Annotated in this window: 9 protein-coding genes; 6 read left to right on the top strand and 3 right to left on the bottom strand. The window is 71.3% G+C overall.

Annotated elements, in window-relative coordinates:
• Positions 1 to 78: 78 nt before the first annotated feature.
• The 3 genes from ACIRL2_RS36970 to ACIRL2_RS36960 all read left to right on the top strand — a co-directional run bounded on the left by ACIRL2_RS36970 (position 79) and on the right by ACIRL2_RS36960 (position 5,067).
• Complete coding sequence (locus ACIRL2_RS36970) at positions 79 to 1,920, top strand: serine/threonine-protein kinase (RefSeq protein ID WP_395871613.1); 1,842 nt, start codon at positions 79 to 81, stop codon at positions 1,918 to 1,920.
• Between the two features lie 67 nt (positions 1,921 to 1,987).
• A complete protein-coding gene (locus ACIRL2_RS36965; RefSeq protein WP_395871610.1) occupies positions 1,988 to 3,382 on the top strand; it encodes a dihydrolipoyl dehydrogenase family protein in 1,395 nt (464 codons plus the stop codon).
• A gap of 101 nt (positions 3,383 to 3,483) precedes the next feature.
• A complete protein-coding gene (locus ACIRL2_RS36960; protein WP_402238211.1) occupies positions 3,484 to 5,067 on the top strand; it encodes a succinic semialdehyde dehydrogenase in 1,584 nt (527 codons plus the stop codon).
• Between the two features lie 602 nt (positions 5,068 to 5,669).
• Here ACIRL2_RS36960 and ACIRL2_RS36955 read toward each other — a convergent pair.
• Positions 5,670 to 5,957, bottom strand: coding sequence for a chorismate mutase (locus ACIRL2_RS36955; protein ID WP_395871606.1), 288 nt, complete (start codon positions 5,955 to 5,957; stop codon positions 5,670 to 5,672).
• Between the two features lie 291 nt (positions 5,958 to 6,248).
• On the opposite strand from ACIRL2_RS36955, the gene guaA reads away from it, so the two are divergent.
• Positions 6,249 to 7,838, top strand: a complete 1,590-nt coding sequence (guaA, locus tag ACIRL2_RS36950) for a glutamine-hydrolyzing GMP synthase (RefSeq protein WP_395871604.1) — start codon at positions 6,249 to 6,251, stop codon at positions 7,836 to 7,838.
• Positions 7,839 to 8,138: 300 nt separating this feature from the next.
• Positions 8,139 to 9,335 (top strand): hypothetical protein, encoded by a 1,197-nt coding sequence (locus tag ACIRL2_RS36945; protein WP_402238209.1) that lies wholly within the window; start codon positions 8,139 to 8,141, stop codon positions 9,333 to 9,335.
• A gap of 146 nt (positions 9,336 to 9,481) precedes the next feature.
• Here ACIRL2_RS36945 and pcrA read toward each other — a convergent pair whose 3' ends face one another.
• A complete protein-coding gene (gene pcrA, locus ACIRL2_RS36940) occupies positions 9,482 to 11,998 on the bottom strand; it encodes a DNA helicase PcrA (RefSeq protein ID WP_402238207.1) in 2,517 nt (838 codons plus the stop codon).
• A 157-nt stretch (positions 11,999 to 12,155) separates the two neighbouring features.
• Here pcrA and ACIRL2_RS36935 point away from each other — a divergent pair, with 157 nt between their 5' ends.
• Positions 12,156 to 12,875: a PIG-L deacetylase family protein gene (locus ACIRL2_RS36935; protein ID WP_395869995.1), complete on the top strand. Its 720-nt coding sequence runs from the start codon at positions 12,156 to 12,158 to the stop codon at positions 12,873 to 12,875.
• Between the two features lie 60 nt (positions 12,876 to 12,935).
• On the opposite strand, the gene ACIRL2_RS36930 is transcribed toward ACIRL2_RS36935, so the two are convergent.
• The gene (locus tag ACIRL2_RS36930; RefSeq protein ID WP_395869993.1) at positions 12,936 to 13,292 is read right to left on the bottom strand and encodes a hypothetical protein; all 357 of its coding nucleotides are present in this window, start codon (positions 13,290 to 13,292) and stop codon (positions 12,936 to 12,938) included.
• Between the last annotated feature and the right edge of the window lie 403 nt (positions 13,293 to 13,695).

Genomic DNA, 13,695 nt, shown 5'->3' with positions numbered 1-13,695 from the left:
TCCCGGGGTCGCACCTAATGTGACGGGTTCTAGTCTGGAGATGGCCGGCGGGACAGTCGGCTGACGCGGGGAGGGTACGTGGCACAGACCGGGGGCACGCGCGGCCGGATCGTCGGCGGGCGCTACCGGTTGGGCACCATGCTCGGCCGAGGCGGCATGGGCACGGTATGGCGTGCCGTCGACGAGATGCTGCACCGTGACGTCGCGATCAAGGAGTTGCGACTGCCCGACCACCTCGACGACGAGGAGAAGGAGCTCGCCCGCGAACGCACGCTGCGCGAGGCCCGTTCGGCCGCCCGGATCGGTCATCCCAACGTGGTCACCATCCACGACGTGGTCGAGGACGGCGGCGTCCCGTGGATCGTGATGGAGCTGGTCGAGGCCCAGTCGCTGGCCGAGATCCTGGAGACGCAGGGCACGCTGACCCCGGCGGACGCCGCCGAACTCGGCATCAAGGTGCTCGACGCGCTGCTCGCCGCCGACGACAAGGGCGTGCTGCACCGCGACGTCAAACCCGCGAACATCCTGGTCACCCCGCACGGTCGGGTCGTGCTCACCGACTTCGGGATCGCCACCGCGACCGGCACCGCGACGCTCACCACGACCGGCATGCTGGTCGGTTCGCCGGACTTCCTGGCGCCCGAGCGGGCCGAGGGCAAGCGTCCCCTGCTCGCCGCCGACCTGTGGTCGCTGGCGGTCGTGCTCTACATGGCGGTGGAGGGCCGGAACCCGTTCCGCCGGGGCACGATGATCAGCACGCTGAACGCGATCCTGACCGATCAGGCGGACCCGCCCCGGCACGCGGGCGGGCTCGAACCGGTGATCGACGGCTGGCTGATCAAGGACCCGGACCTGCGGATGGGGGTCGAGGAGGGGGCCCGGATCCTGCGCGACGTGGCGAACTCGACGCCGTCGCGGCAATTCGACGCGGTCCCTCCGCCGCCCACGCACAGTCCCGCACCGCAGACCCCGACCACCCCGGTCGGGGCGTACGACCCGCACCGGCACGCGCAGCCCGGCTCCGACAGTGGCGCAAGCGGGCACCCCGACGGCAACACGCCGCCCACGGCGTGGTCGCAACCGGCGCACTCGCCCGCCGACGCGGGGATGTCGTCGACCCGGACCGGGCCGCCGGTCGGCGGCCCGCCGCACCGGCCGCCGACCCCGCCGGAGCCGTACCGCCCGACGCCGGAGCCGCGTCGTGGCGGCAGAGGACGTGTCGTGGCGGTCGTCGCGCTCGTGGTGGCGCTGATCGTGGGCGGTGTCGTGGTGGGCCTCGTGGTCACCAAGGACAAGGACGACGGCGACAAGGCGGGGTCGAACCCGGCTTCGTCGGGCGTGGACACCCCGGGGCCGACGGGGAGCAGCGCACCGAACACCACACCACCGGGCAGCACCGCCCCGACGACGCCTCCCCCGACCGTCTCCGGCCGACCGGCCAACCCGCCCGCCGGCTACGAACTGGTCCGCGACCCGCTCGGGTTCTCGCTGTTCATGCCCCCGGGCGTGACTCGCAGTCTGACCGGCGTCAACCGCGACCAGATCAAGTACCTGACGGCGGACAAGAAGACGGTCTACCTGATCGGCGCGACCCCGGTGGGCAACGATCCCAAGGGGAACTTCGAGACGGTCGTCGAGCCGGGCGCGCAGAAGCGGACCGCGTACAACCGGCTGCAACTGCGGGACTTCACCCCCGTTCCGCCCGGCTCGCGCAAGGCGGCGCTGTGGGAGTACACGTGGCAGGGCGACCCGATCGGTGAGGACACCACGAAGCGGGTGCCCAGTCACGCGATGAATCTGGGCATCGTGACGAACGGCAACACGGACTACGCGTTGTACGTGGCGTCGTACGAGTCGAACTGGGACTCGGTCTCGCGGGACCGGTTCGACAAGATGACGGAGTCCTTTCAGGGCCGCTGACGCGTGAGTTCGGGCCGAGCCCCGGGGTACGGTCCGGGGGAGTCCAGCCATCCCCGGAGGTACGCAAGTGACCACGCAGCGCCCCGAAGCTTCCGCACTCCTCGACGTCGACGTGATCGTCCTCGGTCTCGGCGTGGGCGGTGAGGCCGTCGCCGGCAACCTGGCCTCGGCCGGGTTGGAGGTCGTGGGCATCGAGGACGGCCTGGTCGGCGGCGAGTGTCCGTACTGGGGGTGCATCCCGTCCAAGGCGATGGTGCACGCGGCCGGCGAGGCTCGGCATCAGGAGCATCCCGACTGGTCGAAGGTCGCCGCGCGGGTGCGCGAGTTGACCGCCGACTGGAACGACCGGGCGGCGGTGGACCGACTGGTCGACAAGGGCATGACGTTCGTTCGGGGCGCCGGTCGGATCACCGACGTGGACACGGTCGAGGCGACCGACGCGGACGGCGTCGTGCGGCGATTCCGGGCCCGGCACGCGATCGTGGTCGGCACCGGCACCAAGGCGTTCGTGCCGCCGATCGAGGGCCTCGCGGGCACCCCGCTGTGGACCAACCGCGAGGCGATCGAGGCCGACGAGGCGCCGCGCTCGCTCGCGGTGCTCGGCGGTGGCGCTATCGGTCTGGAACTCGCCCAGGTGTTCGCCCGGTTCGGCACCGACGTGACGATCGTGGAGAACGGCGAACGGGTGCTGGCGGTCGAGGACCCCGAGTCCTCGGAAATGGCCGCGTGGGCGCTGGGCGAGGACGGTGTGCGGATCCACCTCGGCGTGCGGGCCGAGCGGGTCGCGTACGACGGCAAGGCGTTCACCCTCTCGTTGTCCGACGGGCGCTCGATCGAGGCGGAGAAACTGCTTGTGGCCACGGGCCGGCGGGTGGACATGGCGGCACTCGGCGCCGAGGCGCTCGGCGTCGACCCGCACGCGCACGCGCTGCCGGTGGACGGGCAGTTGCGGGTGCGGCCCGGTGGTGAGCCGCCGGCGGTGTGGGCGGTCGGCGACGTCACCGGGCAGGGCGCGTTCACCCACGTGGCGATGTACCAGTCGGCCATCGTGACCAAGGCGGTCCTGCACACGATCGGTCGCGGCGAGGCGGGCCCGGACGCGGACCACAGCGCGCTGCCGCGGGTGACGTTCGTCGACCCGGAGATCGGCGCGGTGGGTCTGACCGAGCATCAGGCCCGGGCCGCCGGACTCACCGTGCGAATCGGCCTCGCCGACCTGGCCGCCTCCTCGCGTGGCCACATCACCGGCGCGCGCGGTTTCGTGAAGGTGATCGAGGACGTCGACCGGGGTGTGCTGGTCGGCGCGACGGCCGTGGGCCCGGCCGGCGGCGAGATCCTGGGCGCGCTCGTGGTCGCCGTCCGCGCGGCGGTGCCGGTGGCCACGCTGCGGGACATGATGTACGCCTATCCGACCTACCACCGCACCATCGAGTCGGCGCTGGCCGATCTCGACACGGACTGAGCGGCGCCGGCCGGTCGATCCGGCGGGCACGGACGTGCCGTGCCCGCCGCGCACCGGACGGTCCTTGTTACCGCCAAGTAGTGCTGTCTAGGCTGGACGGCATGACGGACATCGCAGCGCCCGCGCCCGCAGCAGCACCCATCGACCTGCCGAGCCTGCCCGCCGAGCGGCTCGCCCGTCGCGTCGTGACCGGCCCCGTGCCGACGATGGTGACCACCCGCAGTCCGTTCGACGGCTCGCCGATCGCCGAACTCCCGGAGTCCACCCCGGAGAACGTGACCTCCGCGTTCGCCCGCGCGCGGCTCGCGCAGACCGCGTGGGCCAAACGTTCGGTGCGTGAGCGCACGGCGGTGTTCCTGCGGTTCCACGACAAGGTCCTGGAGCGTCAGTCGGAGATCCTGGACATCATCCAGACCGAGACCGGCAAGGCGCGCAAGCACGCGTTCGAGGAGGTCCTGGACGTCGCGCTGTGCTCACGGCACTACGGCCGGCGCGCCGCGGGCTACCTGCGCGAGCGCCGCCGGGCCGGTGCGCTGCCGGTGCTGACGAAGGCGATCGAGGTGCGTCACCCCAAGGGTGTGGTCGGCCTGGTCTCGCCGTGGAACTACCCGCTGGCGCTGTCCATCGGCGACGCGATCCCGGCCTTCGTCGCGGGCAACGCGGTGGTGATGAAGCCGGACACGCAGACCGCCTTGACCGCGTTGTGGGCCCAGGACGTGCTGATCGAGTGCGGCCTGCCCGAGGACCTGTGGCAGATCGTGCTCGGCGACGGCCCGGTGGTGGGCACCGCCGTGGTCGAGGGCGCGGACTACGTCGGCTTCACCGGCTCCACCCGCACCGGCCGCGAGGTGGCGCAGCGGGCCGCCGCACGCCTGGTCGGCGCGTCGCTGGAGTTGGGCGGCAAGAACGCGATGATCGTGCTGCCGGACGCGGACCTGGACCGGGCCGCCGAGGGCGCGGTGCGCGCGTGCTTCTCCTCCGCCGGACAACTGTGCATCTCGATCGAGCGGATGTACGTGCACGCCGACATCCACGACGCGTTCCTGGACCGCTTCCTGGCCCGGATCCAGACCATGCGGCTCGCGGCCGGCTTCTCGTGGGACACCGACATGGGCTCGTTGGTCTCCCGCCGTCAGTTGCACGCGGTGAGCAGGCACGTGGACGAGGCCCGGGAGGCGGGCGCGCGGGTGCTGATCGGCGGCACCGCGCGACCGGACCTGGGTCCGCTGTTCTACGAGCCGACGGTGCTCGCCGACGTCACGCCCGAGATGGCGGTGTGCGCCGAGGAGACGTTCGGGCCGGTGGTGTCCGTGTACGCGTTCACCGAGGAGGAGGACGTCGTCACCCGCGCCAACGAGACCGCGTACGGGCTCAACGCGAGTGTGTGGACGCGCGACACCCGGCGCGGCGGTGCGCTCGCGCGGCGGCTGCGCGCGGGCACGGTCAACGTCAACGAGGGTTACGCGGCGGCGTACGGCAGCGCGGGCGCGCCGATGGGCGGCATGGGCGACTCCGGCCTCGGCCGACGGCACGGCGCCGAGGGGATCATGAAGTTCACCGAGGCGCAGACCGTGGCCACCCAGCGGCTGCTTCCGATCGCCGCGCCCTTCGGCATGAGCGACGAGCAGTGGGCCCGCTCGCTGACCCTGTCGTTGCGGATCATGAAGACCCTCCGGGTGCGCTGACCCGCCGCGTGCGCCGACCGACCCCGCGCGCGTCGACCCCGGGTGCGCGCCGACGCTCTGCCGGTGCGGCCGCGCGCGGTGCGGTGCGCGCCGGCGCGGTGCGCGGCTCGCGGGGCGTGCGGGTGCACAAGGGTGAATTCCGATCGCCGGGGGAGCCCGGAATGGGCGCCGGAAAGTCGGGACAAAATGACATCTATCGACCGGTTAATGATCATCATTTGCGCTAACCGGACGTCTCCGTCTCGGTTCGGCGGTTCCGCGGAACCGCCGAACCGAGACGGGAATCCCGCTACTCTTGGCGCTGCCGGCGGCTATGGCGTGAAAGATCCGCTTTGCGGTGAATGAGGCATGCCGAAGCGCGGCGCGTTCGGGCAGATCCGCGGATCGGCCCAAGGCGCGGCGGCCGGTGTCGAGCGTCCCCGACACCGGCCACCGGCGGGGTTGTGACCGGTTGCTGTCCCCTGCGTCCCGGTCACGGCACCGACGCGAGGTCCCACGGCGCACTGGTTGAGCGCGCCTCATCGCGTCGGCGGTCCTGCGTTGCCCGGCCCGCGCATCAAGCGGGCCGGCCATCAGTCACAACGACGGCCGGCGCGGTGAGGTTACGCCTGCGGCCGGACCCGACCCCGACACAGCTCCAAAAGCGTCAGCGCCACGGTCGTGCCCGGCTTGCCCAAGCCCTCGCGGTAGCGGGCGATCACCTCCATCTCGCGGGACAACTGCACCCGATTCCCGCCGGACGCGACACGGACCCGCTGGATCTCCGCCGAGGCGTCCACCCGCTCGGTGATCAGCGCGATGATCCGCCGGTCGAGATCGTCGATCCGGGCCCGCCCCGCGCCGATCACGTCGTCGGGGGACTGCGGGTTCGTGGTGGTGGTGTCTGCCATCGATGGCCTGCTCTCCGGAGGGGGTCCGTGCTCCGGGGCGGCGGCGGTGAACGCGAAGACGCCCCGGGTACCGGACCCGGGGCGTCTTCGTCTGCCTGTGGCTGTACTCGTTCAGGCGGTGACGGCGGCGCCGGGGATCCCGGTGCCATAGGTAAAGCTGCGCGTCACGCCGAACGAGGACATGGCCGTCAGTATGCCGGGCCCGCCGGCGCGGACACCAGCCGGGGTCACCCGGGCGGCGCCGGTAGAATCGGCGTCCACCCCTTTTTTCGCTTCGCCGGAAGGCCCCTCGTGACCTTTGCCAGCCCGGACGGGGGCGGCACCGAGACCGTCCTCGTCGTCGACTTCGGTGCCCAGTACGCCCAGCTCATCGCCCGCCGGGTGCGCGAGGCCCGCGTGTACAGCGAGATCGTGCCGCACAGCATGCCCGTCGCGGAGATGCTCGCGAAGCGGCCGGCCGCGATCATCCTGTCCGGCGGCCCCTCCTCGGTGTACGCGGACGACGCGCCCAGCATCGACCCGGCGCTGTTCGAGGCCGGCGTGCCGGTGCTCGGCATCTGCTACGGCTTCCAGGCCATGGCGCAGTCGCTGGGCGGCGTGGTCGAGAAGACCGGTCTCGCCGAGTTCGGCGCGACGCCGCTGACCGTGACCGGGACGACCGGCACGTTGTTCGACGGGCTGCCCACCGCGTTGTCGGTGTGGATGTCGCACGGCGACTCGGTCTCCGGCGCGCCCGAGGGCTTCACGGTCACCGCGACCAGCGCGGGTGCGCCGGTCGCCGCGATCGAGAACGACGGGGCGCGGCTGTACGGCGTGCAGTACCACCCCGAGGTGATGCACAGCGAGCACGGCCAGGCCATCCTGGAGCGCTTCCTGAAGGTGGGCGCGAAGCTCTCGGCGAACTGGACGATGGTCAACATCGTCGAGGAGCAGGTCGAGCTGATCCGCGAGACGGTCGGCGACAAGCACGTGATCTGTGGCCTGTCCGGCGGCGTGGACTCCGCGGTCGCCGCGGCGCTCGTGCAGCGCGCGGTGGGCGACAAGCTCACCTGTGTGTTCGTGGACCACGGGCTGCTGCGCAAGGGCGAGCCCGAGCAGGTCGAGCGCGACTACGTGGCGGCCACCGGCGTCTCGCTCAAGGTGGTGAACGCGCAGGAGCGCTTCCTGACCGCGCTCGCCGGGGTCACCGACCCCGAGGAGAAGCGGAAGATCATCGGGCGCGAGTTCATCCGTGTGTTCGAGCAGGCCGCGGCCGAGGTGGTCGCCGAGGCCGGCGCGCACGGCGAGGAGGTCGAGTTCCTGGTCCAGGGCACGCTGTATCCGGACGTGGTCGAGTCCGGCGGCGGCACCGGCACCGCGAACATCAAGTCGCACCACAACGTGGGCGGGCTGCCCGAGGACCTCCAGTTCAAGCTGATCGAGCCGCTGCGCAAGCTGTTCAAGGACGAGGTGCGCGCGGTCGGCGAGCAGTTGGGCCTGCCGTCCGAGATCGTCTGGCGCCAGCCGTTCCCGGGCCCCGGTCTGGGCATCCGGATCATCGGCGAGGTCACCGCGGACCGGCTGGAGATCCTGCGCGAGGCGGACGCGATCGCTCGTGAGGAGTTGTCCCGGGCGGGCCTGGATCGGGAGATCTGGCAGTGCCCGGTCGTGCTGCTCGCGGACGTGCGCTCGGTCGGCGTGCAGGGCGACGGCCGTACCTACGGCCACCCGATCGTATTGCGCCCGGTGTCCTCCGAGGACGCCATGACGGCCGACTGGTCGCGGCTGCCCTACGACCTGCTGGCCCGGATCTCCAACCGGATCACCAACGAGGTCCGGGAGATCAACCGGGTCACGCTGGACGTCACCAGCAAGCCCCCGGGCACCATCGAGTGGGAGTAGTCCCCGCCCGCTCGCACGTGCTTTCGCCGGCCTCCGCCCGATTTCGGACGGGGGCCGGCGGTCCGTCCGGGGCTTGCCCGGGTCTTCTCGGCGAGCCGGCGGGACGCCTTGTGGGACACGGAAGTTGACGTTGCGTCGGATGTTCGATCGACAATCCGTGCGATCACCCGACCGGGCCCGTGCGACCTCCCTCGGATGCGGCACAATGTGCCGCTGAACGAGCACGTTCGTATGTGGTGGTGGGGAGGGCGTGGCGAAGTGGCGCACGGTGTCGGTGTGCACGGACCGGACTGTCATTGCGTGGTCCGGGAGGAATACCGCAGGACCGTCGCCGATTTCGAGACGTTGCGGCGGGCACTGGCCCGCAAGGAGGGTGTGCCCTCGGCGGTCGCCCACTCCGACGGCGGCGCGCGCCAGTGGATCTCCGACGAACTGCGCGGCAAGGCGCAGGAGTTGGCCGCAGTACGCCGGGCCCAGGGACGCGCCTGGCTGCAAGTTCTCGGCGGGCGCGCGCTGATCGTGTTGTGGCTCCTGGTCGCCGTACTGGTCCTGGTCCAGGCACTCACCGCGATCGGCGCCGGCTGGACCGGCTCGCGCACCGCCGGGATCGTGGCCGCCGTGGTGGTCGCCGGAGTGCTCAGCGTGGTCGGGTGGGCCGCCCGGGCGGGCGGCGGCGTGTTCGCGCCCGTACGGGGCCTGGACGGCCGTCTGTCCACCTCCAAGGCGGTCGCCGCGCTGTGGATGGTGGCGCTGATGTACTGCTTCGCCTTCCTGGGCATGCGGCTCGCCTCCGCGTCCGGGACCGGCGATCGCGATCGGCTCCTGGACCGGCTCGGCGACATCGCGCTGGACCAGATCACCCTGGTGGCGGCGCCGCTGCTCGCCGCGGTGGCGGTCCGCCGCATCGTCGGCGACAAGGTCGGCCGACGCGTGCTCCAGAAGTTGCGCGCCGACCAGGCCTCGCTGCGCGACCTGGTGACCGACGACGCGGGCCGGGCCTCCTTCGTGGACGCGCAGTACGTCCTGGTCAACCTGGTCGCGGTGGGCTTCGTCGTGGTCGGCCTGGCCCGCGACCCGGACCGGCTCCCGGACATCCCCGCCACGCTGGTCGCGCTCGCCCTGGTCTCGGTGGTCACCTACCTCGCGGGCAAGCTGGCCGAGAACGACCGCCCGGTGATCCTGTCCGTGGTCCGCGTGCGCACCCGCGGCGACCTGGACTCGGCGGTGCGCCAGGGCGACGACATCGAGGTGCGCGGGATCAACCTCGCGGCGGGCGGCTCGCACGAGGCGGACCTGCTCGCACGCGTGGTGGTCAAGTTCGGCGCGGTGCACGTGCACGCCCCGCTGATCCCGGCCGACACCGGTTTCGCCAACCCCTCCGACGCGTGCGTGGTGGTCCCGGTCCCGGTCGACGTGGACCCGGGCCGGGTGGAGTTGTGCGTGGTGTCCGCCTCCGGTGTGGAGTCGGCGCCCTACGAGATCCAGATCTCCGGCTAGGCCCTGTCCGGCGGCCCGATCCACCAAGATCCGCCGGACAGGCCTGGTCGTCTCCCTCTCCCCGGCGGTTCCTCGCACGAACGCGGGCGGGCCGGGCCGATGCACGCGGCCCGGCCCGCCCGCGTTCGTGCCAGGAGGCTCGCGCGCTACAACTTCTGCACCGGCGCGTAGCGCAGCAGCAGGGTCTTCTCGCCGCCCGCGCCGAAGTCGATCGTGGCCTTGGCCTTGTCACCGGTCTCGGCGGTGGAGACCACGGTGCCCAGACCGAACTTGTCGTGGGTGACCCGGTCGCCGGGGGACAGCGCGAGGATCGGCCGCTCCTTGATCTGGGCGCCCTTGCCGAAGCCGCCGCGCGAGCCGACCGTCGACTTGGTCGCGGACAGCGCCTTGGCCGCCGACGGGGACGTACCGCGCCAGTCGACCAGCTTCTCGGGCAACTCGCCCAGGAAGCGCGACGGCGGGTTGTACGACGGCGCGCCCCACGCGCTGCGCATCTTCGCGAGCGTGACGTGCAGCCGCTCCCGGGCGCGGGTGATGCCGACGTAGGCCAGTCGGCGCTCCTCCTCCAGTTCCTTCGCGTCGCCCAGCGAGCGCATGTGCGGGAAGACGCCGTCCTCCAGACCGGTCAGGAACACCGTGGGGAACTCCAGGCCCTTGGCGGTGTGCAGGGTCATCAGCGTGACCACGCCGCCGTCCTCGCCGTCGGTGGGGATCTGGTCCGAGTCCGCCACCAGGGAGACCCGCTCCAGGAAGTCGGCCAACGTGCCGGAGCCACCCTCCTGAGCCTGGGCTTGTTCGAACTCCAGTGCCACCGCCGCGAGTTCCTGGAGGTTCTCGATCCGGGTCTCGTCCTGCGGGTCGCTGGACGCCTGCAACTCGGCCAGGTAGCCGGTCTGTTCCAGGATCGCCTCCAGCACGGTCGCCGGGCCCGCGCCGCCGTCCACGACCGCGGTGAGGTCGTCGAGCAGTTGCACGAAGCCCTTGACCGCGTTGGCGGACCGCTTGGCCAGGCCCGGCGCGTCCTCGGCGCGGCGCAGTGCCTGGGCGAACGGGATCCGGTCGCGGGTGGCGAGCACCTCCAGGCACGCCTCGGCCCGGTCGCCGATGCCGCGCTTGGGCACGTTCAGGATCCGCCGCAGCGAGACGGTGTCGTCCGGGTTGGCCAGCAGCCGCAGGTAGGCGAGCACGTCCCGGACCTCGCGGCGCTCGTAGAAGCGCACACCGCCGACGACCTTGTACGGCAGCCCGACCCGGATGAAGACTTCCTCGAACACGCGGGACTGGGCGTTGGTCCGGTAGAACACCGCGACCTGGCCCGGCTTGGTCTTGCCCGCGTCGGTGAGCCGGTCCACCTCGTCCGCGACGAACTGGGCCTCGTCGTGCTCGTCGTCGGCGACGTACCCGACGATGGGGGTGCCCTCGCCGGCGTCCGTCCACAGGTTCTTCGCGCGCCGATTGCTGTTGCGCTCGATCACCGCGTTGGCCGCGCTGAGGATGGTCTGCGTCGAGCGGTAGTTCTGCTCCAGCAGGATCGTCGTGGCGTCGGGGTAGTCGGCCTCGAAGTCGAGGATGTTGCGGATGGTCGCGCCGCGGAACGCGTAGATCGACTGGTCCGCGTCACCCACCACGCACAGCTCGGCCGGTTCGATCTCGGCCAGGCCCGCCTCGGCAGGGTTCACCAGGTCGCCGTCGACCGTGCGCCGGGGGCCGCTGCCCGCCGCGCCGCCGACCAGTTCGCGCACCAGCGTGTACTGCGCGTGGTTGGTGTCCTGGTACTCGTCGACCAGCACGTGTCGAAAACGCCGCCGGTAGTGCTCCGCGACGTCCGGGAACGCCTGGAGCAGATGCACCGTGGTCATGATCAGGTCGTCGAAGTCCAGCGCGTTGGCCTGGCGCAGCCGCTCCTGGTACATCGTGTACGCCTGAGCGAGTATGCGCTCGGTCTCGTTGATCGCCTTCGCCGCGAAGTCCTCGTGGTCGACCAGCTCGTTCTTGAGGTTGGAGACCTGGGCGTTGAACTTGCGCGGCGGGAACTTCTTCGGGTCCAGGTCCAGGTCGCGGCAGACCATCGCCATCAGCCGCTGCTGGTCGGCGGAGTCGTAGATGGAGAACGACGAGCTCATGCCGAGCTTCTTGTACTGCTGCCGCAGGATGCGTACGCACGCCGAGTGGAACGTGGACACCCACATGGCCCGGGTGCGCGGCCCGACCAGCGCCTCGACCCGTTCGCGCATCTCGGCGGCGGCCTTGTTGGTGAAGGTGATCGCCAGGATCTCGCCGGGGTGCACGTCCCGGGCCGCGAGCAGATACGCGATCCGGTGGGTCAGCACGCGCGTCTTGCCGGAGCCCGCGCCGGCCACGATGAGCAGCGGGGACCCCTCGTGCACGACCGCGGCGCGCTGCTGCGGGTTCATTCCGTCCAGCAGCCGCGCCGGATCCACGACCGGGCGCGGCGCGCCGTTGCGGTAGTAGGTGTCGCGCGGTTCGGGCGGCGGTGCGTACTGCCCTTCGTACAGGTCGTCCGGATAGTCCTCCGGAAGGCCGTACACGTGGTTCTCGTCCGGCTCGGGCGGCAGCGGAATGTCGTCCGCGGGGCTCGTGGGGGACTTCTTGGCCGCGGTCTCGAAACCGGGCAGGGGGATGTCGTCGAAGAGGCTGCTCATCGTTCCCCGAGTCTAGGTGGGTAACAAGCGAGTCGTGCTCGGCCCTTTGTACAGAGCGGAGATCATTGCGCCGACGACGGGTTTTCGCCGCCGGCATCACGTCGATCGGGATCGGTGGATCACCGGTCGGGGATCGATCCGATCAAGGGAGTACATCGTGCTGGACGATCGTGACGTGGAACGGGTGCTGGTGTTGGCCGCGCACCCGGACGACATCGACTACGGGGCGGCGGGGACGGTGGCGACCTGGACCGAGGCCGGCATCGAGGTGAGCTATTGCCTGGTCACCGACGGGGACGCGGGCGGCTTCGACCCGGCGGTGCCGCGATCCGAGATCGGCGGGATCCGGCGGGCCGAGCAGACCGCGGCGGCGGCGCACGTGGGGGTGAAGCGGCTCCACTGGCTCGGCTACCCGGACGGGCGGTTGGCCGCGACCCTCGAACTGCGGCGCGACATCACCCGGGTGATTCGGCAGGTGCGGCCGCAGCGCATGGTGATCCCCAGCCCCGAGCGGGACTGGACGCGGCTCGCGCCCAGCCATCCGGATCATCTGGAGGCGGGCGAGGCGGCGATGCGGGCGATCTACCCGGACGCCCGGAACCCCTTCGCGCACCCCGAGCTGTTGGACGCGGAGGGACTGCGGGAGTGGACCGTGCCGGAGACGTGGTTGTCGCCGACGGGGGATCCGGACCACGCGGTCGAGGTGAGCGCGGTGTTCGAGCGCAAGATGGCGGCGCTGTTGTCGCACGCGAGTCAGACGAGTCATCTGTCCGGGCTGCGCGAGGAGGTCACCGGGATGCTCGGCCGCAATGCCCTGCGGTTCGGTCTGGGCGCGGGGCGGATGGCCGAGGTGTTCCGGGTGGTGGACACCGCCTAGCGCATTCGGCGAGAGATCGAGGACGCGCCCGGGCGGTGAGCCGGCGGGCCCGGCGCCGGCTCAGGTCCACATGACGGCGATGGCGATGTTCGCCACGGTCAGCAGGCCGATCGCGCCGAGGACCTTCGGGGAGACCCGGTCCGCGGCGCGATTGCCCCAGACCAGCAGCAGGATCGCCAGCAGGATCACCAGCTTGGTGCCGATCTTGGCGTTGTCCACGTCCTGGTCCAGGCCCGCCTGGACCACCCCGACCAGCGCCAGACCGGTGACGAGCATGGTCAGCGCACCGTGCGTCATCGCGGGCACGATCCGCACGTCGCCGGTGCGCAGCCCGGACATCTGGGTGAGGAAGCCGCCGAGCAGGGACGCAATGCCCACGATGTGCAGGACCAGCAGGATCTGCCGCAGAACGTCCACGTCGTACAACTCCTCGTCGGCTCCTCGCGCGGCGCCCGGGACGCCGTCGTCGTTGCGGGTCGCAGCTTAGCCGGCGGCCGATAAGGGACCTTCCGGTTGGTCATACGCCGGCAATATGCGCCAAACGGCTCAAGATCGACTTTCGGGAATCCGGGCGCTTTTCCCGTGATACGGGGAGAAGGAAACGGTGACCTTGGTAAAGTTTTGGCAATGCAGAGGCCAATGGTGATGGTCGTGACACGCCTGTGACTAGTGTTCTGCGACAGGCGATCGGCTCGACGTCGGCCACCCGGTCGACACGATCGCCTCCGCCGAATTCGGGGACGCGTTTCGGTGACGGTGGGTGACCACCGTCGTCGCGACGAGAAGCCGGAACCGGGGACCCTCGCAGTCCCTGGGGTGA

The sequence above is a fragment of the Embleya sp. NPDC127516 genome, assembly GCF_044765325.1.
Taxonomy (GTDB): Bacteria; Actinomycetota; Actinomycetes; order Streptomycetales; family Streptomycetaceae; genus Embleya.
The sequence above is the reverse complement of the archived record's forward strand: the minus strand, read 5'-3'. Positions and strand labels throughout refer to the sequence as shown.